A 23,419-nucleotide genomic window follows, 5' to 3' on the forward strand; every position below is an offset into this window, starting at 1 on the left:
ACTTCGAACAGACCATCGCATCGGCAACCGCATGGCTCTTCGTCGCCTCGATACAACTCTTCACTCGCCGCATCGCAAGGCTATGAAATTATGAACGATAATTTTGAATCAGACTCTAAGGGAAATCTGCGAACATACCGGCATTCCCGTTTCTACAGCTCACCGGCTCTTGAGGCCGTTGGTCGAGCGCAAATTTGTAATCCGGCAACGTCGAGGATTATACGCTCTCGGCATCGCCAGCGTGGAAATAGCGGTACGTGCGGATATCGATTCGATTATTACCACTGCAACCCGGCCCATTATGGCAGACCTCGCCAAGACTTGCAGGCGTACGGTGCATCTGGGCGTCTTTCGTGACAATCTTGTACGCTATTTGGTCAAGGCCGAATCCGGGTGCCGACGGTCTCCTTCTCGGGAGGAGATCGAGCTCGAGGCTTACTGCACAGCGATTGGCAAGGCCCTGCTTGCTCAACTGGAACGGGACAGGCTTGAAGACTATCTTGCCTTGGGCGATTTCGTTCCTCTTACGGACAACACAATATTCGATGTCGATGACCTGAGACAAGAAATCAACGGCGTACGCCGACAGGGATGGGCGATAGATCGAGGGGAGATGTATCCAGAGCTGCGCTGCCTCGCGGTGCCGATACGGGGCAGGACCGGCCTGTTGGCGGCGGTGTCAGTCACCGAGGTCTGCAACGACGTTGATCCCGAGAAAGCGGAACAGGATTTGCTGACGCTTTTTCCGCGCATCGTTGAAGCGGCAGAGGCAGTTTCCGATGTTTTGCGAATGCCAGGGGACGAGGTTCGCGAGAAGCGAAGTAACAAGACTTGAAGTGCTCGGCCTAACCCATTCGCGAGATCAATCCGCCATCGCTGACCAGGATCGTTCCATTTAGGTTTACTCCATCTCTAGGTGACGCGAGAAGCACATAGCATCCGGCATGATCTTCCGCCTCTGCCGCCCTTGCCAGTGGCGATGCCTTCGCCACCATTTCAACTGTGCGCTGTTCGGAATCGAGACGACGCGATGCGCTCTCCAGTGTGTCCAATCCCGAAAGGCCCGTGACAGTCCCGCCAGGAGCAACGCCGTTAACGCGGATTTGCGGCGCCCATTCATAAGCAAGTTGATAAACTATGCCCCGCAGTGCGAACTTGCTGGCAGTGTACAATGTGCCACCGCCGCCAGCTCTGAAACTAGCATTGGAGCAGGTCACTATCAGAGAGCCCGTGGATTTCCGCAACGCATCTGCGGAAGCTCGCGCCAAGAGCAAAGTCGACAGCACATTAATTCGGAACAATTCCTCGAACGCTGCCTCCACGTCTTCCATTTTCATGCGATCTATACGCTTGTACCAGTCGTAAACGCCGGCGTTCGCTATCGTGGTGTCCAGTTTTCCGAATTTTTCCTGCGCAAGTTCGACGCCCGCTTCGCAGATCGCAGCCTCTGTGCAATCTCCCGCGAGGACAGAGCACCGATCCCCCAAGTGATCCGACAAATCCGCGAGAGCGTCGGCATTGCGATCCAACGCAACTACATTCGCTCCTTCCTCGACGAGACGTATCGCCACTGCCTTGCCGATACCTGAAGCCGCGCCAGTGATTAACGCTGTTTGGCCCGAAAGTTTTCCCATCAATTCTCACCCTCTGGTTTTTTGTCTATTTCAGATCAACCATCCATACTCCAGCGTATTGACATCTTCCAAGGTCCCTCGCAACAGACAAGGAAGAAGAATTTGGCGAAATGCTGCTTTGGAGAGAGGTATGCCCGGTAATACGGAGCTTCCCGATATCGGGTTGTCGATAGACGTCGACGGTATCCAGACAAATTATCACGATTGTGGAGAAGGTGACCCCGTCATCCTCCTTCACGGTTCGGGTCCGGGCGTGACCGCCTGGCAAAACTGGCGAGGAATCCTGCCAAAACTTGGGGAAACGCACAGGGTTCTGGCCCCCGACATCGTGGGCTTCGGCTTTAGCCAACTGCCTGAAGGAGAGAAGCCGGGCATCAAACTGTGGACGCGGCATCTGGCGGGCTTTATAGAAGCCCTTGGCCTCGACCGCGTAACGCTGGTCGGCAACAGCTTCGGTGGTGCCCTCGCGCTGGGAATGATGGCTTTTCATTCCGACAAGGTGCGCTCGCTTATTCTTATGGGCACACCGGCTGGTGAGTTTGAGCAGACGCAGGGATTGGCGGACAGCCGATCCTTCGAGCCCAGCATGGACGCCATGCGCGCTATGATGAAGGCATTCCCATACGATCCGTCAATAGTTACCGACGAGGCAGTGGCCGCGCGCCTGCGTGTGGCGGAAATCGCCAGCGGGAAAGAGACAATCCGCAAGCTGCAGCCTGGCGCTGATCAAGCATCGAAAGGTCCACGAATCGTCAAGGGCATTCCGCTGGAGCAGTTGAAAGCTATCGATGCGCCAACGCTGATTCTGCACGGCCGCGAAGACAAGATGATTCCATTGCATGTTGCAGTGCGAATGCACGAACACCTCAAGCGCTCCGAGATGCATGTCTATGGTCAATGCGGCCACTGGGTCCAGCTAGAGCGTGAGCATCAGTTTCTGGACCAAATACGCGCATTTCTCCGTCGCAATTGAAATCCTCGCTAGCCGTATTTCTTGGCCGCAAAATCCTTAACACAGTTTCCGGCGAAATGGTATTTATGCAGATGTCGAAAACCAGAACCGAGATACTTCGTCGTCTCAGTGAAGGCGATCGAGCTTTCCTGCGCGAAGAATATAGTGATGTCGTGACCATGTTCTGGGACGCGGTAGAAGCTTGTCCTGAAAAGCTGGCACTGATTGAGGGAGATCGAAAACTCTCATACGAGCAGTACGGTTCTGCGGTTGCAGGTCTCGCTGCGCGCATTGGCGAGATTGTCCCGCCATCAGGCCGTGTCGCGATTTCCATCCCGAATTCTATCGAGGCAAACGTCGCCATTTTCGCTGCATTGAGCGCTGGTGCCGAGATTTCGATGGTCAATGCCGAATATACGCCGCGCGAACTTGGAGTGTTGTTCGGGATTGCGGAGCCCGATCTCGTTCTGGCGGGTGGACAGAACGCCACGGTCGCCGGTGCCACCGCCGGCAGCATTGGTAAACCACTAGCGATCGTGGGCGAGGGCGGCATTGCGATCGAGCAGTTGCTGGAAACGCCGCCAGAGCGGCCGGGACTCGAAATAACGGGCGAAAGCCCCTGTATAATCATGTTTACGGGTGGATCGACGGGCGCACCGAAGGGTGTCCGGCGCTCTCAAAGCTCGGAAATGAGCTGCATCAAGGCAATGCAAACCGCTTGGCCTACTCGCCTATACGAAGAAGTCTGGCTTAATGTTGCCCCCGTCAGCCATGTCTGGGGCCTGCACATGGGGTGCTTCAATCCTGTTTATGGGCGCGCTCCCCTCGTAATCGTTCCGCGCTTCCAGCCAGACGTCACGGCAGGTCTGATGGAAAAGCACAGGGTCAGCGTCTTCAGCGGTGGTCCGGCGGCTATCTATCAGGGACTCCTTGCAGCCCCTGATGCCGACTTATCTGCGCTGTGGCTGTGCCCTGGCGGCGGTTCGGTATTCTCTCGGCAAACCCTTCTGCGTTGGGAGGCCAAGACCGGCCTTCCGATACTCGAGGCATTTGGCATGACAGAAGGCGGCCCACTGACGGCGCAACCACTCGACGGCTCGCACAAGTACGGCACTGCTGGCCTCCCATTGCCCGGTATCGAGGTGGCCATTGCTGCGCTCGATGGAAGTGGCAAGCGGCTGGATCCGAATGAGAACGGTGAAATTTTGATCCGCGGAGAACGTGTCATTGAGCAATACATGGGCCTTCCACCATGTGCAGATGACGGATGGCTCCCCACCGGGGACATCGGATGTTTGACTTCGGATGGTTTTCTGACAGTCGTCGACCGCAAGAAAGACATGCTCATTGTTGCGGGATTTAATGTCTATCCCAGCGAGATCGAGGAAGTAATTTCCCAAGTTCCGGAGGTCACGGATGTGGCTGTAATCTCAGTGCCTGACGATCGCAAGGGTGAAGTGCCCTTTGCTTTTGTAGCAATCGACCAGGGGGCCGGGATTACTGAAAAGACACTCCTAAATCACTGCGCCGAGCACCTGACCAACTACAAGATTCCGCGAGCAATCGTCTTGCTTGACGAGCTTCCAAAGACGCCCGCACGCAAGCCGGACAAAAAGAGGCTCGAGAAACTGGCTAGAGATTTTTTGAGGAAGCAAGGCAATAAAATTACTGCAAAGTAATACAGGAATAGATTGCTAATTTTATTATGCCAAATTGGGGAGGTTTTATGAAAGTATACTTTTTAACAACGGTGGCTGCGCTGCCGGTTTTGCTCTGCCCGGCCGCAGCTTTTGCGCAGGGTGCATCTGAGGATCAAGCGGGCGAGTTCGCAGGAGCGACCGAGGCACAGGCTGAGGAAGGCAATGGGACGATTATCGTTACCGCCACTCGCCGTGAGGAAAGCCTGCAGGAAGTGCCAGTCGCGGTGACGGCAGTTTCTACCGAAGCGCTGACGACATCCGGCGTCGAGCAGGTCCGTTCACTCAACCAGCTTGTGCCCGGATTCAATGGCGGGCGCAATCAGAACGTGATGCAGCCCAGTATCCGTGGCGTAGGATCCAGCGGCACCTCAGTGGGTGATGAATCGAACGTCGCCGTGTATGTCGATGGGGTGTACCAAGGCGATCCTTATTCGACACAGATTGATCTCGTCGAAGTTTCGCGGGTAGAGGTATTGCGCGGACCGCAAGGTACGGTATTCGGTCGTAATGCGACCGGCGGTTTGGTTAACGTCGTGACGCCGGATCCGCAGTTCGCGCCACGGGCCTGGGTAAGGGGAAGCTGGGGCCGACTGCGCGAAGACTCGAACAATTTCGACATCCGCGCCTATGCAACCGGCGGGTTGACAGACTCGATCGCTGCCGATCTGGCGGTACTGTACCGAAATCAAGATGGATACGCGACTGACTTGGTCAGCGGCGGCACAGTCGGCGATACCGAAATTGCTTCCATCAGATCCAAGCTGTTGTTTCAACCTAGCGACGATGCTGAGTTCGTTCTGACGGTTGCCTACGTCGATACGCACGAAGAAACTGCGGCGACCGCCCAGCCTTTTGAAGGCAACACCCGTGGCGCACAATTCGCCGGAGCGATCATCTCTGACGAGCCTTGGGAAATCTCGAACTTCGCCTTTGGAACACCGGGCTTGTCGGAATTCACCCGTCTCGATCTTGCGCTGAAGGGGCAGATTGATCTGGGCGGAGTTATGCTTGAATCGACTAGTTCTTATATGAAGACGCGCGTCCATCAGATCGCAGATTCCGATGCCACCAACATCCTCCTTGGTGAAACGAACATGCGGGTAAAGCCCGACACATTCACGCAGGAACTTCGTCTGATTTCGGACAATGCCAGTCCGTTAAGTTGGACTGCCGGCGTTTATTACTACCAGCTTGAGGGCGAGCAGCCGCTCATATTAATAAATCGCCAGGATACGGCGACCCCTGTTACGCCGATCACGATTGAACCTGAAGTCAAGAACTCTTCGATAGCGGCATTCGCCGAAGGAACCTATGAGTTGGCACCAAGGCTTTCGGTAACTCTGGGCGGGCGGTTCACCACTGAAACACGAAAGTTTTCTCAACGGATTAACGGGAATCAGCTCTTCTCCGATGCAGAAGAAGATTTCGATAAGTTTACCTATCGGGTGGCTGTCCAGTATGAAGCTTCACCTGACCTGAACCTTTATGCGACCTATGGGACAGGCTTTAAGAGCGGCACGTTTAACACGTTCAGCGCTTCCAGCGTTGCTGTCGAACCCGAAACCATCGAAGCACTGGAATTCGGCATCAAATCCGATCCATTCCCATGGCTACGCGCAAACCTTGCGACCTTCTATTATACCTATGACAATCTGCAAGTTACCGCGCGGGCGGCGGACAATTCCTTCGTTCTTCAGAATGCTGCAAGCGCGGAAATCTACGGCGGTGAGCTTGAACTTTCAGCAGAGCCCACGCGAGGCCTCAATCTGAGAGCTGCCCTGGCTTACACGCATGCCACCTACGATGAATTTGAAAGTGCGCAGGTGTTCATTCCTCAGCCCGGTGGGGGAAACATGGTTGCCTCGGCTGACGCATCAGGAAATCAACTTGTCCGTACGCCAGAATTCACTTTGACGCTGGGTGGTCGCTACACTTTCGATGCGTTTCAGGGTGAAGCATTTATCGGCGGCAACCTGTTTCATTCGAGTGAGGTTTATTACGACTACCTCAACATTTTCGGTCAGGATTCATATGAACTGCTTTCAGCCGAGATCGGCTGGATTAGCCCAGATGATGATCTGACATTCCGGGTTTACTCCAAGAACCTTACGAATGAAGCGGTGGCTCAACAGATCTCACCGGGTCCGCTCGGGGCATACATCATTTATGAGCGCCCACGCGAAATAGGTGCAAGTGTAGAATTAAGATTCTAACCTGACGGCTGGAGGGAACGCTGAATTAAAGTCAAGCTGTACTCTCCAGCATCACCTCGATTGGGGTCACGTCATTGGAGTAGGCGGTCTACTCACGCATTGCCGTGATTGCTGTAGGGGCGCTACATGTCCGGACCAGGCGGGGCTGGTAATACCAGAAAGCGCCCCATCCATGAACTATGACCGAAACGACGAGCCCCACAGCTCCGGCAATTGCACCGAGACTTCTCGGCTGTTTTGCCAGATGCCGAAATTTGAGCATCAGACGGGATCGAGCGTCCCAATCATTGAGGAGGACCGGCGTTGATTGATCGTTTCGACGTGCTGATTGTTGGTACTGGGCACGGTGGCGCCCAGACTGCGCTGGCGCTCCGCCAGAATGGCTTTGAAGGCACCATAGCCATGTTGGGGCGAGACAAAGAACCACCCTACGAACGACCACCTCTATCTAAGGAATATCTCGCGCGTGAGAAAGAGTTCGAACGCATCCTGATTCGCCCCGTCAGCTTTTGGAAAGACAAGCAGGTGCGCCTGATGCTTGGTAGTGAAGTCGTCGCGGTTGATGCCGATGCTCGCACCGTTGCGTTGCAGGATGGCCGAACGTTTGGTTATGGAGAGTTGGTGTGGGCCGCGGGCGGCTCACCACGCAAGCTAACTTGCGAAGGCGCTGACCTCCAAGGCATCCACTCCGTGCGCGACAAGGGGGATGTTGACGCAATCACGGGCCAACTCGGTAACGGAGCGAGGCGGGTCGTGGTGATCGGCGGCGGCTATATCGGACTAGAAGCGGCAGCCGTGCTACGCAAACTTGGCTGCACTGTCGTGTTACTCGAAGCAATGGAACGCGTATTGGCCCGCGTCGCGTGCGAAGCGATTTCCCGGTTCTTCGAGGCACAGCACAGAGTGCACGGTGTGCAGGTTCGACTCAATACAGTGGTCGACTGCATTCAAGGGGATGGTACCAAAGCCACCGGCGTGAAGTTGGATAATGGTGAAGTTATCCACTGCGACATGGTCATCGTCGGCATAGGCATTGTTCCCGTCGTCGAGCAACTTTCCGCAGCTGGCGCCGATACGCCTAATGGCGTGGCCGTCGACGAGTATTGCCGTACAAGTCTGCCGCATGTCCACGCCATCGGCGATGTCGCCCTTCAAGCCAACAGTTTTGCCGATGGTAAGATGATCCGGATTGAGAGTGTGCAAAACGCCGGTGGGATGGCAAATACAGTTGCGAAAAACCTGTGCGGAAGCCAAGTTCCTTATTTAGCGACCCCTTGGTTTTGGTCCAATCAATACGACTTGAGGCTACAGACGGCTGGCCTATCTGCAGGCCATGACAAGACCGTTCTACGCGGTGATCCGTTCAAACGAAGCTTTTCGGTGATCTACCTAAAACGGGGTAAGGTCATCGCACTCGACTGTGTAAATGCGATGAAAGACTACGTCCAAGGCCTTAAGCTAGTGGAGGCAAGGGCAGAAGTCGCGGTCGAGGCGCTGGTTGACTCTGAGACGCCGCTGAAGAATCTCATATCGGTTCTGAGAGGTGAGAAAAAGTGAAAACTCACGACGACTATTGTGAATGGCTACATCGTTTTCTCCCAATCGATGACTGATATCAAAGTATTAGGGATAATTATAATTGAACGCAAAGGTGTTGAATGGGGCGAAGGTGAACGAAAGCCTCAACCAAGAAATGGTCGAAGCGACATATTCCGGTGGCGAGCATGAAATGGCTGATCCCCGGATACCCGGGGCCGGTCGGCCCGTTGACCTGCACTCAACCTGGCTCGTTTGAATCCGTCCGATAACGCGGTTGGCCGCGCAACGGTTGTCTCGGCATTTGATACACCGGATGCTGATTAACGTAGCTCCCAAAATTTGCTCGGGAAAAAATCAAAGTCAAACCGCTTCGTTGCGCATGTGTTCGGTTGAAGTGTTGGGCGCCTTAGCGGAGCCAGTTGGGCGTTGCGGGAATAGCTGTTGCGTTATCAGTTCTGCGCCGAACGCCGCCGGATTTGCGTACACCAGAACAGTTGCGTTCTCTCCCGATTGTAGTCCTCGCCCAAGGCAGCGGCTCGATCCAGGCACGGGCTACTCTGCCACCTGAATCCTGGACCATTCGCGGTTAGACTTTTCTGCCGTAGATATCCTTGGCTGGCCGAGGAGTTATGGCATGAAGGCATCGGAGTTGACGGACGCGCAGAAGGCGTTCGTCATCAAGCAGGGTGAGGAAGGGACGCCGGTGGCGGAGATCTGCCGCAAGGCGGAATAAGCCGGACGACGTACTTCAATTGGAAGAAGAAGTACGCCGGACTTTTGCCGTCGGAGGTGCGGAGGCTGCGCGAGGTCAAGGACGAGAATCGGCAGCTGAAGCAGATCGTCTCAGACCTGACGCTCTATCGTGCGATGCATCAGGATGTCATCAAGCGTAAGCTCTGAGGCCGGATCGAGAGCGCGAGATCAACGACGAGGTTCGGCAGGACTTGCAGGTGACGATCCGCAGAGCATGTGCCATACTGCACTTCGATCCTTCGACCTATCACTACTGGTTCCGCCGCAACGATCCGTCATTTTTTGAAGGAGCGTATCAGGGAGACCTGCGAGACGCATGTCCGCTACGGCTATCGGCGCGTGTACTACATTCTTCGCCACCACGGTTGGGGCGTGAACATGAAGAAGGCCTATCGCCTTTACAAGGAGTTAAGTCTTCAGCTCAGGAACGAGAGGTCCAAGCGTCGGGTGAAGGCCAAGCTGCGGGAGGATCGATCGATGGCGATCCGGCCGAACGATGTGTGGGCGATGTTCTTTGTTCAAAACCAGCTTGCGACTGGTCGCAAACTGCGCATCCTGACGGTAGTCGACACGTTTTCGCGTCTGTCACCTGTGATCGATCCGCGGTTCAGCTACCGGGGGAAGATGTGGTCGCAACGCCTGAAAAGGCTTGCCAGAAGATCGACTATCCAAAGACGATACGGGTGGACAATGGCAGCGAGTTCATCTCGCGAGACATGGATCGGAGGGCTTACCAGCGCGGTGTTACCTTGGACTTCTTTCGCCCTGGTAAGCCCGCAGATAACGTGTTCATCGAAGCGTTCAACAGCAAGCAACGGGTGAATGCTTGAACGCGCACCGCTTCCTGTTGCTGGGCGAGAGCGGTGCCGCATCGATAAGCCGTTCGAGCCTGGGCTCCTGAGCGGGGGCGACCGCATCCTCAACCACGACGAGGCCGGAAACCAGCGAAGGCTGTGCAAGGTGCTTGCGAAAAGCTGGAGGCGTAACGTAGACACTACGACGAAGAGCGACCGCACAGCGCGATCTGGAATATCCCTCCGATCTTGCTGCCAAACTCAGCCGGTGCGACCAACCCACCGGACCTGAGCCAGGTGGAAAACTCCAGGCCCGCGTGGTCCAAGGTTCGGTAGGAGTATAAGCAACCGAATGGCTCTAATCCCAACTGGGGGACAGCCGGGGGTCTCGTCAGCTACCTTCATGAAAGATGATCACAAAAGGCGGGGCGTGATCCCTCCAAAAAATTGCGTTGGTGTTTCCAGGAGTCGTTTCAAGTCTCCTGCGATTCGATAGTATGCCGCCAACGAGCTCGTTTCGTCTTGATTTATCTCACGTGGACCCAATAAACCAACCGGGCTATCAGTGGCCAACCGTTGCCAGCCCCCATGTTGCCCATAGCTCTGGCAAGGCGACCTCGTGAGCTGATCAAAAGCCGTCGGATATTGAAACAGACTGGGTACACAAAGGCAGAACGGCAACTTCGAGCCTCAGAAAGGACCATATGGGAAAAATTGCGCAAGTGCCCCCTCTTCGCCGAGTGGTTACTCTCATCTCAACCATACAGGGGATCTGGGCCCCAAATCGGGCGGACCTCAACAATTCACTTGTTCACGCAATCTTAGCTCATTCTGCGCAATACTAGAAATGCACCGGACTTCGTCGCAGTCGTCGCAAAGTGGGGTGAGTCGACGCGTTGCTTTAAAGTTTATCTCCTGCACGAAAACGCGTTTTGGGTGTAATCTTACCTATCGAACCAGCGGATATCATGCAACCTTGGCTGGGCACGAGATTAGATATTGGGACATATATGCTTAACGATAAGGGTAAGAGTGGCGATTCTAAGCAACTATCGAAGGACGCATGGCTAAAACACACCCTCAAAACCATTGGCGAGGTGGGTGTCGCTAATATTCAAATAGAATCCCTTGCTAAAGATTTAAATGTTACAAAGGGTAGTTTTTATTGGCATTTTAAAGGAAGAGACGCACTTTTGAATGATGCCCTCTCATATTGGTACGAAACTGCAACAAGGATAATTGGTCGTGCCGCCAATCGCAGTTTCAGCGATCCTATTGATCGTCTAAGATATTTTTTCAGTTTAGCATTTAATCAAAGGTACGATGTCCCTGGTGGACCGGTTGAGCGGGCCCTGCAAGAATGGGCCCGGGTTTCTGAAGCGGCATCAAAAACAACCCAACGTGTCGATCAAGAACGGATTCGGTTAATTGCAGATGCCTACATCGAACTTGGAAAAAGCGAAGTCGATGCACGTCGAATTGCTACTATGGCTCTTGGTCAGATAATTGGCCTAAACGTTCTTTCGCGATCCGAACCCAGGGAAGATCTTACTGATTATAATAAAGCATTTCAAATTATGTTCCTTACCTCGGGATGACAGCGATTCAGCAGTCGTTGCTGGGGGATCGAAATGGCCGGCAACCGTGGTCACGCTCAGTAGTCCGCTCTGAATGACTGACCGGCTGACGCCCGTAGCTTCAAGCGGAGGGGCTGAAGCCATTTTTGTGGGTACGCCGGTCAAAATAGCGCTTGAAGATGTCATTGGGTGAAGTTGCCGGAGGTGGTCGAGAGGTAATCGCGTTGTCAAAAGCGCTGTTCCGAGTAGCGCTTGCGCATGTTTTCGAACTCCTGCTGGATTTTGCGCGAGGAGCGCCCCTTGGCCTGGCGCACGAAATCAGCGACCGAGAATTGTGGTGGGATTTTGACGAACATATGCCCGCAGTCGCGGGACAAGGACCAGTTGCTAATCTTCGCGCCCATTTGGGGCAGACCTGGCAGATGATTTCGCGCAATCCCAGTCGGACTTTGCCGTGCAGTACCCCGAGAGATACTTGGGTGCCTAGACGAGGTGGTGGCGATCGTGAAAAGTTGTGTGGCCGCCGACCGAAGTCGGAAGGGTAGCTCCCCGGGCGCGACACTAAATTTATGATAGGTGAAAATAGTTCCGTCCCTATTATCGCCTCTCGGGTGAGGGCGGAGGAGCCGCATCTCGACTCAGCTATTGCAGCAAGGAATGATGGACGTCTCATTAATCTCGATAGCGCCTCCAAGCTGAAATATACGGTCAAGGCAGGCTATGTCTTACGAGGGCTTGCCATTTCGCTGGCGTTTGAAACAACGATCTGAAGCTTCGCAGTAGTCCGCGCGAAATGAGGGGTGCCATCGTAAGGCAATGCAAACGTTGGACGAAACGCCTGCATTGAGTGAAGCTGTGAGGCTGTGGCCGAGTGTGATGTGGCCCCCTGATTTTCCTCCGATCTGGACGAGAGACCGGCCCTGTTGGAAGGACGGACGAGACGAAGTGACTGAGGTTCACCGAAAAGCAGATCATTGGCTTGCTTAAGGAGGCCGAAGCTGGAGCGAAGACCGCCTATTTGGCCCGTCGATATGGTATAGCGGAAGCGACGATCTACAACTGGAAGTCGAAGTATGGCGGGCTCGAGGTTTCGGAGGCTCGGCGGCTGAAGGAACTCGAAAGCGACAACGCGAGGTTGAAGCGTCTGCTGGCCGATGCAATGCTGGACAAAGCGGCGCTGAAGGATCTCCTGGCAAAAAATTCTGCCGCCGGGCGCGAAGCGCGAAGCTGTGGCTCATCTCCGGGACTGCCATGGGATGAGCGAGCGGCGGGCGTGCCGGGTCATCGATACCGATCGCAAGGGTGTGCGGTACCGTTCCACGCGGGACGTTGACGCTGAGCTTCGCGAAAAGCTGCGCGAACTGGCCAACCAGCGTCGCTGGTTCGGCTGCCGCCGCCTGCATTTCCTGCTGCGTCGGGAGGGGATCATGATCAACCGGAAGAAGACCCAGCGCCTATATCAGTAAGAGAGACTAGCAGTCAGGTGGCGACGCGGCCGCAAGCGGGCTATGCGAACCAGAGCGCCAGCACCGGTCCTGGCTCTGCCGAATCCGCGGTGGATGAGTAGCCCCTAGATTTCTGGACGCCTTCTATCCTAATTTTGAGGACAGGAGGCGACGATGGGGAAGCCCAACTTCAGTGATGAGTTCAAGCGCGATGCGGTGGCCCAGATCACCGAGCGTGGATATCCGGTAGCCGAGGTTTCGCAGCGGCTCGGTGTCAGCCAGCACTCGCTGTATGCGTGGAAGCGACAGCTGGGCAGGCAAGTGTCTAGCGATGCGAGCAAGGATGCCGAGATCCGCCAGTTGAAGCGCGAGTTGGCCCGGGTGACGGAGGAGCGCGACATCCTAAAAAAGCCACCGCGTACTTCGCCCGAGATGCAAAGTGAGGTACGCGTTCATTGCCGAGCATCGCGATCGTTTCGGCGTGCGGGCAATGTGCCGGTGCCTCGCTGTGCAGCCGAGTGGCTACTATGCTTGGCAGAAGAGCCCGCTGAGCCAGCGGGCCCGGGAAGATGCCCGGCAGACGGAGCTGCTGCGGCAAGCGTGGAACGACAGCGGCAAGGTCTATGGCTACCGCAAGCTGCACGATGACCTGCTTGATCACGGCGAGACCTGCTGCGCGAACCGCGTTGCCCGGTTGACCAGGCTGGCGGGCATCAAGGCACAGATCGGCTACAAGCGCAGGCCGGGCAGCCATGGTGGCAAGCCGTCCCTGGTGGTCGACAACACTCTGGATCGCCAGTTCGACGTGGCTGCGCCGGACCGGGTCTGGGTAACAGACATCACCTACATCCGCACCCTGGCAGGCTTTGCCTATCTGGCAGTGGTGATCGACCTGTACTCCCGCCGTGTGGTGGGTTGGTCGATCCAAAGCCGCCAGACCACCGATGTGGTGCTGCAGGCACTGCACATGGCGGTATGGCGGCGTAAACCGAAGCAACGGGTGCTGATCCACTCGGACCAAGGCTCGCAGTTCACCAGCATAGACTGGGCCGCCTTCATCCGGGCTCACAATCTTGAGCACTCGATGAGCCGACGGGGCAACTGCCACGATAATGCCGTGGCCGAGAGCTTCTTCTCCTCGCTCAAGCGTGAGCGCATCCGGCGCCGTACCTACAAAACTCGCGAGGAAGCCCGGCAGGACGTGTTCGATTACATCGAGATGTTCTACAACCCGGTGCGCAAACATGTCAGGAACGGGATGCTGTCACCCGTCGAGTTCGAACGGCAGCAGATTTTGAAAGCCGAAGGCGTCTAGAAAACTAGGGGCTACTCAAACGGCCGCATGCGCGACGAGCTGCTCAACGAAACGCTGTTCCTCAGCCTCGCGCATGCCACGTCGAGATCTCGGGTTGGGGTTGAAGATTACATTCGGGAGCGACCACACTCAGCCCTCGGCTACGCAAGCTCGGCGGCGTTCGCCGCCCGACTGAATAACCAATGGCCTGCCTCGCTACGCCCTACGGGCACCGCTACCCAGCCCATTGCTTCAGCCGCGCTCATGCGCAACAATGCCGCTACTAGGCCCTAATCCCAGCTGGGCGAAAGCTGGGGGTCACGTCAGTCCCTGCAAAGAGGGATTCATGCAGCGAACACCGCTGCCGGCCTCTCCCTATCACATCATCGACGATATTGAGCACACGGAACTTTTGTTCGGACGCCACCTAGTCGTGAGCAAATAAAAGTTCGAAAAAGAGGGCTCGACACAGCGAAGCGCCGAACCCTCTTGCAATTAGCGAGTAAGTTCAAAACTTGCCGCGCACGGTGATGCCGTAAGTCCGCGGTTCCGCAAGAAAAGCGGAGAACGTTTGTTGCGGAGCCACGAAAGGCGTGTTGAAGGCCACCTGCGTATACCCAACGTCAAACAAATTATTGACCCATCCCTCGATCGCGAAGCGATCCGCAATATTGGTTAGACCCACACGCCCGTTCACTACGACGAAGCTGTCCTGTTCCTTGCCGAAGATCAGGTCGGAACCGGTGTTGTAATCACCAGCCATACGAGCGTTCACGAAGACCAGGCCTTCGAGCCCACTGTCGCCGATTGGCGGCGTCCACGTAAGCGACGATGTTGCCACGATCTCTGGTGCATTCGACAGGTTGTCGCCTGGCAGCAAGCGTAGTGCGGGGTCGAGCGGTACCCCGGTATCGTCCCCGATAAGATTGTCTTCAAAGCTCGTATCAGAATAGGTGACGCCAAGGGTAATATCCAAATCACGAGCGGGCCGTAGATAGGTTTCGATCTCGACACCTTGAGCGATCACACCTGGTGCAACTTCATCGGAAGAGCATGCTCCGGTTGTCGCGCTTGCGTCCCTGTCGGCCCCGCCGAGATCGCTATCGCAACTATTGACCGTCTGCACGATGTAGAACGCCCCATTGAACGTGTTCAACTGGAAGTTACTGAACTCTTGCCGGAAGCCTGCAATGCTAACCCCGAACTCGCGTGTCGAGTATTTGAGGCCGATCTCATATGCATCGACTGTTTCTTCATCGAACTGCAGCGCGGCTGCCGAGATATTGGCCGGATCGAACGCAAGCGGATTTGACAGTGCAGACCTGTCGAGGTTGAAACCGCCCGCCTTGTAGCCGCGTGAATACGAACCGTAGACTAGCAGATCGGGAGTTGGCTTCCAGCTCAGGATAGCCGTGCCGGTAAACTCCTCTTCTTCGCGCGAGTCTTCGAGAGAAACTCCATCGAGCTCCGATGTCGAATTGCCTTGGCAGGAAAGGCTGATGATACCACCGGCCAGAGGTGCCAAAGTCGGAACACCCAGAAAGCCTCCGAGCAGATTGCGGTTTGTCGGACAAACCGTGTTGTCGTTGCGGAAAGTTGCGTCGAAGTCCTTGGTTTCGTTCGTATAACGAAGCCCCAGCGTCAAATCGAGCGTATCCGTGATCGCAAAGATATTATGCGTGAAGAACGCGAAGTTCTCACTCGTCTGATTGTAGACCTCGCTGACCGTTCCCAAATCGCTGATGCTTGCAAGGTTGTTGATACCTGCGAGGATCGCCGGGGTTGCAGCGCCGAATGCCGGGCTTCCGGTCAGCGTACCGTCCAATGCCGCCACGTTGGCACCCAGGCAATTGGAAGCCCCCGGATTGACCAAAGCCGGATTGATCGCGATCGCGATGCGGCACGCTACGAAATTGCCGTACTGGGTGCCGAACCGCAGATTATCACGCACCTGCAGTTCTTCATTGGCGTAATACGCGCCGATCAACCAATCCAGTTTGCCATCGAAGGCCTCACCGGTAAGGCGCAGTTCCTGAGTGAATGTTTCAAAGTCTCGAGCAAGAGCATTCTCGGTCGGAGCGCGGTAGAGAATATCGACAGTAGTGTAATCGGTGTCAGATCCCTGGCTGTTGGCATATTCACGGTAGCCCGTGATAGACGTCAACGTGACGTTCCCGAAATCCCAATTGATCTCAGCCGAAATACCGTAGTCTTCGGTTTCGCCTTCATAGCTTCTGCCTGGCGTAGGGTACAGGTCGCGGTTGAATGTGTCTTGGGTGAGGGCACGCGGATCCTGCCCAAGCGCAAGCAACACGGGAACGATCGGATTTGCGGTACTCGTCAGGGCGGCCCCATCCGATGGCCTCGTAAAGGGATCAAATCCAGCGCTGATCCGTGCAAGCGGAGCAAACTCGGGCTGGACGAACGTCGCGGCACAGCACGCTTCGTCCTTTTTGGAATAATCCCCGACAAGGCGAATGGACAGGTCGTCGTTAGGTTCGAACAGGAGCTGACCGCGGACCAGATAACGATCGCGATTGTTGATCGTCCCACGATTGGTAATATCGTTGTAGAAGCCGTCGCGCTCAAAATACACGCCGTCAACGCGCGCAGCTACTCTGTCGCCAAGCGGAGCGTTTATGCCGCCTTCGACGCGGATCGCATCATAGTTGCCATAAGTGAAGGCCCCGTATGCGCTGAAATCGAACTCGGGCGGTGCGGTATAGATATTGATCAGGCCTGCCGACGAGTTCCGCCCGCCCAAAGTACCTTGGGGACCGCGAAGTATCTCGACCCTGTCGATAGGGCCGAGCTCACTCAGGGCGCTTCCCGAACGAGAGCGATAGACTCCATCGACGAAAACCGCGACCGAACTTTCCAGACCAGGGTTGTCGCCGACCGTGCCGATACCGCGAATACGCGCGGAACCGTTAGCTTCGTTGCCGGTGGAAGACACCAGCAGGGACGGTGCAACCTGGTTCAGCTCACGTATGTCGCTGGCGCCCGAATTCTGGAGGGTTTCTCCGGAAACAGCTGACACGGCGACTGGAACATCCGCCAAGACCTGCGATCGCCCTTGCGCGGTAACAATGATTACGTTTTGGTCTTCGACATCGGCCCCTTCAACCAGATCCGCATCGGGTTCGCCAACATCCTGGGCGAAGGCGGCTGTCGGTGTGAAGGCAAGTGCCGCTGCCAATGCACCAAGGGCGCAATGGTGGCGTGATGGAAATCTTTTCATGTGCCTCTCCTCTAAGAATGTGCCCCATCCTAGGCACTAGTCGATGTTAGAAACGATGCCGATAAGCGCGTTTAATTTCAAGACTTGGTAGATGAATTGACGGATTATTTCACATTGTCGACAAGCATGTGGCAAAAATGCCATGCAGGTTACTACATGCAGGTTTCTAGTAGCCAGAAAGCTTGGAAAAACGGTCCTTTAACCAGCTCGACGAACCGAAGCTCGCTTCGAGCACGCGGGCGCGCTTGAGGTAGAAGCCGACGTCGTATTCGTCGGTCATGCCGATGCCGCCGTGGAGCTGGATGCCTTCGTTCGCCATCTTGTGCATCACGCGGTTGGCCTCCGCCTTGGCAATGGTCGCCGCACGCGCGACGCCGAAGCCGCCGTCGACGGCCTGGAGGCCCGCCTCGACCGCCGAACGCATCTGCGCGAGGTCGGCAAAGAGGTCCGCCATGCGGTGCTGCAGCGCCTGGAAGCTCGCCAGCACCTGGTTGAACTGCACGCGCTGCTTCAGATAGTCGAGCGTGTCGTCGAACACTTGCTGCGCCATGCCGAGCATTTCGGCCGCCGTGAGCACGCGCGCGCGGTCGAGCACGTCATCGAGCAGGCTGTCACCGCCATTGGCGAGCCTCTCCGCCGCCGCGCCGTCGAAGGTGACGTCGGCATGGCTGCGCTGGTCGGTCAGCTTGCGGGTGGTGAGCGCGACGCCGTCGCCTTTCTCGACCAGGTAGAGCCCGTCCTTGGCCGCAACGACGAACAGGTCCGCGCCATGCGCTTCATGGACGAAGGCCTTGGTGCCGCTCAGCTTGCCGTCGGACACACTGGTCTCGATCTTCGCAGGATCGTGGCTCGGCCCTTCGTCGATGGCGAGGGTGGCGATGGCCTCGCCGCTCGCCAGCCTGGGCAGCCACTTTGCCTTCTGCTCGTCGCTGCCGCCCAGAACGATCGCGCTCGCCGCGACGGTGTTCATCACCAGCGGGCTCGCGGTGAGCGTCTTGCCGAGCTCCTCGACGACGAGGCCCGCGGACAGGAAGCCGAAGTCCGAACCGCCGTGCTCTTCGGGGATGATGACCCCGGCCCAGCCCATCTGCGCCATCGTCGCATAGGCGTCGCGGTTGAAGGCTTCGGGCTCGCCGCTGGCGCGGACCTTGCGGAATTCGGTGACCGGGCTTTCGTTGACGGTCCATTCGCGCGCCATGTCGCGCAGCATTTCCTGTTCTTCGTTGAGAACGGCCATTGTCCTTGCTCCCCTCTCTTACTGGTGGTCGAGCATGCCGAGCACGCGCTTGGCGATGATGTTGTTCTGGATTTCGGTCGAGCCGCCGTAGATCGTGGTCGCCTTGCCGAAGAGCCACGCCCGCACGGCCTCGAGCTCCCCGTCCGAAAAGCCGTCGCCTTCCCAGCCGAGGCCCTGCAGGCCGCGGATTTCGATCAGCAATTCGCTGCGTTCCTGGCTCAGCTTGGTGCCGAGCTTCTTGAGCACCGAGCTGATTTCGGAGACGCCGCCAGCCGCCTTGCTTTCCTCCATCGCGCGGCGCGCAGTGAGCAGGAAGCTGTTCCAGCGGATCTCGAAATCGGCGATCTTGTCGCGCAGCACCGCATCGGCGAGTTCGCCGTCGGCGCCCGTCGGCTGGTACTTCTTGGCGATATCGCCAAGGCTCTGGCCCATCAGACGGGCGAGGCTGCCGCCGCCCGAGATGTTGGTGCGCTCGTGCTGCAGCAGGCGCTTGCCGATGGTCCAGCCCTGGCCTTCCTCGCCGACGAGGTTTTCCTTGGGCACCTTCACGTCGGTGAAAAAGGTTTCGCAGAACGGGCTGGTCCCGCTGATCATGGTGATCGGGCGAACCTCGACACCGGGCGTGTCCATGTCGATCAGCATGAAGCTGATGCCCCTGTGCTTGTCGCTCTTGTCGGTTCGCACAATTGCAAAGCACTTGTCGGCCCATTGGCCGCCGCTGGTCCAGGTCTTCTGGCCGTTGACGAGGTAGTGGTCCCCCTTGTCCTCGGCAAAGGTCTGGAGGTTGGCGAGGTCGGAACCGGCATTGGGTTCCGAATAGCCCTGGCACCAGCGGATTTCGCCGCGGCAGATCGGCGGAATATGCTCCTGCTTCTGTGCCTCGTTGCCGTATTCGAGCAGCGTCGGGCCGAACATCATGACGCCCATGCCGCCGATCGGGTTGTAGGCACCCGCCTTGGCGAATTCTTGGTCGATGATCTTCGCCTGCGCCTTGGTGAGGCCGCCGCCGCCGTATTCCTTCGGCCAGGTGGGGGTGCCCCAGCCGCGCGCGCCCACGGCTTCGCGCCACTTGGTCTGCGTCGGCGTTTCGTTGGTGGGGCCGTCCACGCCGGCTAGTGCGTTGGACTGGCCCTTGAGTTCGGCGGGAAAATTGTCCGCCAGAAACTGCTGCACTTCCGCGCGGAAGGCGTTTTCGTCGGTCTGGGTTGCGGGCTCAATTTGTGTGGCCATGGGCGTTTTCTCAAAGAATCGAGGAAAGACAGATAAGAATGTAGGCTACGGGGACGAAAATCCCTCCGTCAGTATTGTTGTTCGGGTAGGTGAAGAACCAATCCATCCAGCATCGGCTTCATCGGAATCTGGCAGGCAAGGCGACTGTATTCAGTGGTGCCTTCGGCGAACTGCAAGAGGTCGGCCTCCATTCCATCATGCATAAGCCGACCCACCTTGTCGATCCATTCGGGATCGACATGCACATGACAGGTCGCGCAAGCACATACCCCTCCGCAATCGCCATCGATACCCGGCACGTCATTGTATAGCGCCGCTTCCCTGGCTGTCTCGCCTTCTTCTATTTCGACCTCCCGTCGCTCACCATCGCTAGCCACGAACGTAATTTTGATCATCTTGAACTCCGCATTTCGATCTCGAGAGTCAGCGGGCGCGGAGCCGCACCGGCAGCCTGGTGATTCCGCGGACGAGGTTTGAAAAAAGACGCTCTGGTTCACCTGTAACCTCGACCCGGGAAAAGCGCTTGTGAATTTCTTCCCAGATGATCCGCAGCTGCAGTTCCGCGAGCCGGTTTCCCATGCAGCGGTGAATGCCATAGCCGAATGAGAGGTGATGGCGCGGATTTTTGCGGTCGATGATGAACTGGTCCGCGCGCTCGATAGCACTCTCGTCGCGGTTGCCTGACAGGTACCACATCACCACCTTGTCGCCCTTCTTGATCTGTTTGCCGCCGATCTCCCAATCTTCCAGCGCGGTGCGGCGCATATGAGTGAGGGGGGTCTGCCAACGGATGATTTCCGGAACCATTTTGCTAATGAGCGAAGGATCCGCGTCGAGTTTCGCGTACTCGTCCGGGCTTTGGTTCAAGGCGAGCACGCCGCCGCTGATGGAATTGCGTGTTGTGTCGTTTCCACCGACGATCAGCAGCATAAGATTGCCGAGAAACTCGAGGAACGGCATGTCGCGCGTGGCGGGAGAATGAGCCATCATCGAGATGAGGTCGTTCTTCGGCTCCTCGTTTATCCGTTCGTCCCACAGAGTCTTGAAATACATCGCGCAACCGATGAGTTCTTCGCGCCGCGCCTCGTAGGATTCGACGATCCCGGTTTCAGGTGCCGCAGTTGCTACATCGGACCAGCGCGTCAGCTTGCGCCGCTCCTCCCAAGGGAAATCAAACAAGGTTGCCAGCGTCATCGTCGTCAACTCGATCGCAACCTTATCCACCCAGTCGAAATCTTCGCCAATCGGGAGTTCATCGAGAATCTCTCCCGCGCGCTTGCGGATGATCGGCTCGAGCAGTTGCAGGTTGGACGGAGCCACTGCCGGAGTCACCGCCTTGCGCTGCTGATCGTGCTTGGGCGGGTCCATCGCTATGAACATTTCAAGTTCGAGCGCGCCTTCCACCGAATGCATGTCCTGGATTGCAATTCCGCCTAGCTTCGCTTCCGAAGAGAAGACCTTATGATTGGTGTCCACCGCCATGATGTCGTCGAACTTGGTAATGGACCAGTAAGGGCCGACATAGCTCTCGCGGCAGTAGTGCACAGGTTCTTCGGCGCGCAACCTGTCAAAAAATAGACCGATGGTATCGTTCTGAAACAGGCTTGGCCGGGCCACGTCGATTTCCTCGATCGGAATTGACGCGATCCTCGCCGCGGCATCCGGCTCGGCGATCTGGCTGTCCATAAGAACTATTCCTTCTACATCTCAGGCCTGATCGGCCTTCAGTCCTCCATAAGCGAGAAATCTCGTGCAGTCAATAAATCGTATACTCTTTTAGTCCCTTGCAGACACCAATCCCATCGGATAGTGTGCCGATCCAGCGAAGGTTGGCTAATATCCTTATACTGTTTATTCGAGAGGTGCGGGTGTGCTGATGAGTGGCGGATGCCAGCGGTGAAGAAGGCCAAGCGTGCCCTTTCTCTTGCGCAAAGCATCGTGCGGGACATCGAGGCGGGTCGCCATAACCCGGGTGACAGGCTTCCGCGCGAGGATGAAATGCTCGCGCGTTACGAGGTTGCGCGCGCAACTTTGCGGGAGGCTTTGCGGTTCCTGGAATTGCAAGGGGTCATCCATCTCCAGCTCGGCCGTGGTGGAGGTCCCGTCGTAGCCCGTCCGCAGACCGGCGATTTTGCAAGCAGTTTGTCATTGATTCTGCATTTCATGGAAGCCGATTTGCGTGGTTTGCTTGAATTGCGCGAAGCAATTGCTCCCGATGTCGCAGGGTATGCAGCCCAGCGTGCAACTACCGCTGATCTCAGCGCGTTGGCAGGGTGTCTGGCGGAATTGAGGCATCATGAAGCCTCTGATCAATTCGAGGAACTTAATCGCAGATTTCACGACTTGTTGGGTTGGGCGAGCGGCAATCCGCTGTTCGGTTTGCTGACCTCTGCGATGCATCTGTTGACCCGCGAGTTTTCCCATTCGCTGGGATATTCGGCACAGGAACGGGCGGTGCAGATGAAGTTTCTGGTGCGGGTGCTCGAGGCAGTGCGGACTGGCGACAGCGCCGCGGCCCGTCAAGCAATGAGCCGGTTGGTGGCCGGCTCTGCCGTCTATCTTTCGGAGCGCAGTCCCGAGCTGGTCTCGCAGCGGGTGCGATGGGGGCAGCTGTAGAATTTTCAATAGTTTGAGTGTGCGTTTAGGCAAGTGGCTGGAGAGGAAGAATGGCGTTGAAGAGCCGAATATGCGAAATGCTGGGGATCCGGTACCCGATCCTGCTTGCCGGGATGGGCGGAGCGAGCGTTCCGGCGCTGGCGGCTGCGGTTTCGAATGCCGGCGGGCTCGGGGTCCTGGGTGCCGCGGCGTGTTCGCCCGATCAGTTGCGTGACTGGATTCGCCAGACCCGGGAATTGACCGACAAACCTTTCGGTGTCGATACGCTGCTCCCCGCGTCGGTCAGGCGCGGCTCTGCCCCTCAAAGCGGTGCTGCACCCCAAAATCCCATGGATCTGATGGGTGAATATCAGCAGTTCGCGCGCGACTTCATGGATCGTGAAGAGCTTCCGGAGGTCGATGCTGCCGCCGCCATGCGGGCGGCGGGCGCGCCTGAAATGGGCAAGGGCGGCCCGCAGTTGTTCTCGAAGGAATTCTTTGAGGCGCAGATGGAAGTGGTGATCGAGGAAAAGGTGCCGGTTTATGCTGCCGGCCTTGGCAATCCTGAACCGTGGATGGATCGGCTCCATGCCAATGGCACCAAGGTCATGGCGGTGATCGGCAAGGTCAAGCACGCCGAACAGGTCGTCGGGTCGGGCATCGACATGATCGTCGCGCAAGGGCACGATGGCGGAGGTCACAACTCGCCGATCGGGACTATTTCCTTGATTCCCCAGGTGGTCGACGCCGTTGGCGATCGTGTTCCTGTCCTTGGGGCCGGCGGTATCTCGGATGGCCGGGGTGTTGCCGCTGCGATGATGCTGGGGGCAGAGGGCGCGTGGGTCGGCACGGCATTTCTCGCGACCGAGGAAGCGGGCATCGAGCGCTTCCAGAAAGAGGCGATCACCGAAAGCGGCGATGCCGATACGGTCGTTAGTCGATCGCTTACCGGCAAACCGGCGCGCATGATCCGTAACAAATGGGCCGACGCCTGGGTGCAGGCCGGAAAGGAACCTCTGCCGATGCCCTATCAGTCGATGATCTCCGGCCCGGTCATGGCCTCCGGGATCAAGGCAGAGCGCAAGGATGTCATCCCCGGCTTCGCGGGGCAAGGCATCGGCCTGATCGATTCGATCCGACCTGCCGCCGAAGTGATGCGCGACCTGGTCGATGGAGCCGAGAAGGCGTTGGCGTCCGCCGGTACCTACAAGTGAA

At 57.0% G+C, this 23,419-nt stretch carries 17 protein-coding genes and 2 pseudogenes; 12 read left to right on the plus strand and 7 right to left on the minus strand.

Features of this window, described 5'->3' with window-relative positions; all coding sequences use genetic code 11:
• Positions 1-103 precede the first annotated feature (103 nt).
• A complete protein-coding gene (locus CHB69_RS00005; RefSeq protein WP_089213972.1) occupies positions 104-835 on the plus strand; it encodes an IclR family transcriptional regulator in 732 nt (243 codons plus the stop codon).
• Positions 836-845: 10 nt separating this feature from the next.
• Here the strand turns inward: CHB69_RS00005 and CHB69_RS00010 are convergent, their stop codons facing one another.
• Positions 846-1,634: an SDR family NAD(P)-dependent oxidoreductase gene (locus CHB69_RS00010; protein ID WP_082737146.1), complete on the minus strand. Its 789-nt coding sequence runs from the start codon at positions 1,632-1,634 to the stop codon at positions 846-848.
• A gap of 130 nt (positions 1,635-1,764) precedes the next feature.
• Between CHB69_RS00010 and CHB69_RS00015 the strand changes: the two genes are divergently transcribed.
• The 6 genes from CHB69_RS00015 to CHB69_RS00040 all read left to right on the plus strand — a co-directional run bounded on the left by CHB69_RS00015 (position 1,765) and on the right by CHB69_RS00040 (position 11,183).
• Positions 1,765-2,607: an alpha/beta fold hydrolase gene (locus CHB69_RS00015; RefSeq protein ID WP_067182368.1), complete on the plus strand. Its 843-nt coding sequence runs from the start codon at positions 1,765-1,767 to the stop codon at positions 2,605-2,607.
• Positions 2,604-4,265 carry a class I adenylate-forming enzyme family protein gene (locus CHB69_RS00020; RefSeq protein WP_170935376.1) on the plus strand — a complete coding sequence of 554 codons (1,662 nt, stop codon included), beginning with the start codon at positions 2,604-2,606 and terminating at the stop codon, positions 4,263-4,265. Before CHB69_RS00015 ends, CHB69_RS00020 begins: the two co-directional genes overlap by 4 nt.
• Positions 4,266-4,312: 47 nt before the next feature.
• Positions 4,313-6,499 carry a TonB-dependent receptor gene (locus CHB69_RS00025; RefSeq protein WP_170935377.1) on the plus strand — a complete coding sequence of 729 codons (2,187 nt, stop codon included), beginning with the start codon at positions 4,313-4,315 and terminating at the stop codon, positions 6,497-6,499.
• A 306-nt stretch (positions 6,500-6,805) separates the two neighbouring features.
• Entirely contained in the window at positions 6,806-8,056 is a 1,251-nt protein-coding gene (locus CHB69_RS00030) for an NAD(P)/FAD-dependent oxidoreductase (RefSeq protein ID WP_067186978.1), read from the plus strand.
• Between the two features lie 1,235 nt (positions 8,057-9,291).
• Positions 9,292-9,621, plus strand: coding sequence for a DDE-type integrase/transposase/recombinase (locus tag CHB69_RS20845; RefSeq protein WP_474949025.1), 330 nt, complete (start codon positions 9,292-9,294; stop codon positions 9,619-9,621).
• A 932-nt stretch (positions 9,622-10,553) separates the two neighbouring features.
• Positions 10,554-11,183: a TetR/AcrR family transcriptional regulator gene (locus tag CHB69_RS00040; RefSeq protein WP_082737149.1), complete on the plus strand. Its 630-nt coding sequence runs from the start codon at positions 10,554-10,556 to the stop codon at positions 11,181-11,183.
• A gap of 206 nt (positions 11,184-11,389) precedes the next feature.
• On the opposite strand, the gene CHB69_RS20440 is transcribed toward CHB69_RS00040, so the two are convergent.
• Positions 11,390-11,566, minus strand: coding sequence for a transposase (locus CHB69_RS20440; RefSeq protein ID WP_228766238.1), 177 nt, complete (start codon positions 11,564-11,566; stop codon positions 11,390-11,392).
• A 545-nt stretch (positions 11,567-12,111) separates the two neighbouring features.
• Between CHB69_RS20440 and CHB69_RS00050 the strand changes: the two are divergent.
• From CHB69_RS00050 to CHB69_RS00060, 3 genes and pseudogenes are all read left to right on the plus strand, one after another.
• Positions 12,112-12,721, plus strand: a pseudogene (locus tag CHB69_RS00050) (transposase); the annotation flags it as partial.
• Positions 12,722-12,781: 60 nt separating this feature from the next.
• Positions 12,782-13,922 (plus strand): IS3 family transposase gene (locus tag CHB69_RS00055; protein ID WP_089213974.1). Its coding sequence is split into 2 segments (ribosomal slippage): positions 12,782-13,023 and positions 13,022-13,922, totalling 1,143 coding nucleotides; the frame shifts between segments, so codons are not numbered across the junction.
• A gap of 18 nt (positions 13,923-13,940) precedes the next feature.
• Positions 13,941-14,195 (plus strand): annotated as a pseudogene (locus CHB69_RS00060) (integrase core domain-containing protein); the annotation flags it as partial.
• Between the two features lie 214 nt (positions 14,196-14,409).
• Here the strand turns inward: CHB69_RS00060 and CHB69_RS00065 are convergent.
• From CHB69_RS00065 to CHB69_RS00085, 5 genes are all read right to left on the minus strand, one after another.
• Positions 14,410-17,142, minus strand: a complete 2,733-nt coding sequence (locus tag CHB69_RS00065) for a TonB-dependent receptor (protein WP_067182380.1) — start codon at positions 17,140-17,142, stop codon at positions 14,410-14,412.
• Between the two features lie 166 nt (positions 17,143-17,308).
• Positions 17,309-18,379, minus strand: coding sequence for an acyl-CoA dehydrogenase family protein (locus CHB69_RS00070; RefSeq protein WP_067182382.1), 1,071 nt, complete (start codon positions 18,377-18,379; stop codon positions 17,309-17,311).
• A gap of 18 nt (positions 18,380-18,397) precedes the next feature.
• Entirely contained in the window at positions 18,398-19,609 is a 1,212-nt protein-coding gene (locus CHB69_RS00075; RefSeq protein ID WP_067182385.1) for an acyl-CoA dehydrogenase family protein, read from the minus strand.
• A gap of 68 nt (positions 19,610-19,677) precedes the next feature.
• A complete protein-coding gene (locus tag CHB69_RS00080; RefSeq protein WP_006834191.1) occupies positions 19,678-20,004 on the minus strand; it encodes a 2Fe-2S iron-sulfur cluster-binding protein in 327 nt (108 codons plus the stop codon).
• A 28-nt stretch (positions 20,005-20,032) separates the two neighbouring features.
• Entirely contained in the window at positions 20,033-21,295 is a 1,263-nt protein-coding gene (locus CHB69_RS00085) for a cytochrome P450 (RefSeq protein ID WP_006834190.1), read from the minus strand.
• A gap of 201 nt (positions 21,296-21,496) precedes the next feature.
• Between CHB69_RS00085 and CHB69_RS00090 the strand changes: the two genes are divergently transcribed.
• Together CHB69_RS00090 and CHB69_RS00095 are read left to right on the plus strand one after the other, a co-directional pair.
• On the plus strand, positions 21,497-22,225 hold the full coding sequence (locus CHB69_RS00090) for a FadR/GntR family transcriptional regulator (protein WP_011415894.1): 729 nt from the start codon (positions 21,497-21,499) through the stop codon (positions 22,223-22,225).
• A gap of 50 nt (positions 22,226-22,275) precedes the next feature.
• Positions 22,276-23,418 (plus strand): NAD(P)H-dependent flavin oxidoreductase, encoded by a 1,143-nt coding sequence (locus CHB69_RS00095; RefSeq protein ID WP_067182388.1) that lies wholly within the window; start codon positions 22,276-22,278, stop codon positions 23,416-23,418.
• Position 23,419: the final 1 nt, after the last annotated feature.

The organism is Sphingopyxis indica, assembly GCF_900188185.1.
Classification (GTDB): domain Bacteria; phylum Pseudomonadota; class Alphaproteobacteria; order Sphingomonadales; family Sphingomonadaceae; genus Sphingopyxis; species Sphingopyxis indica.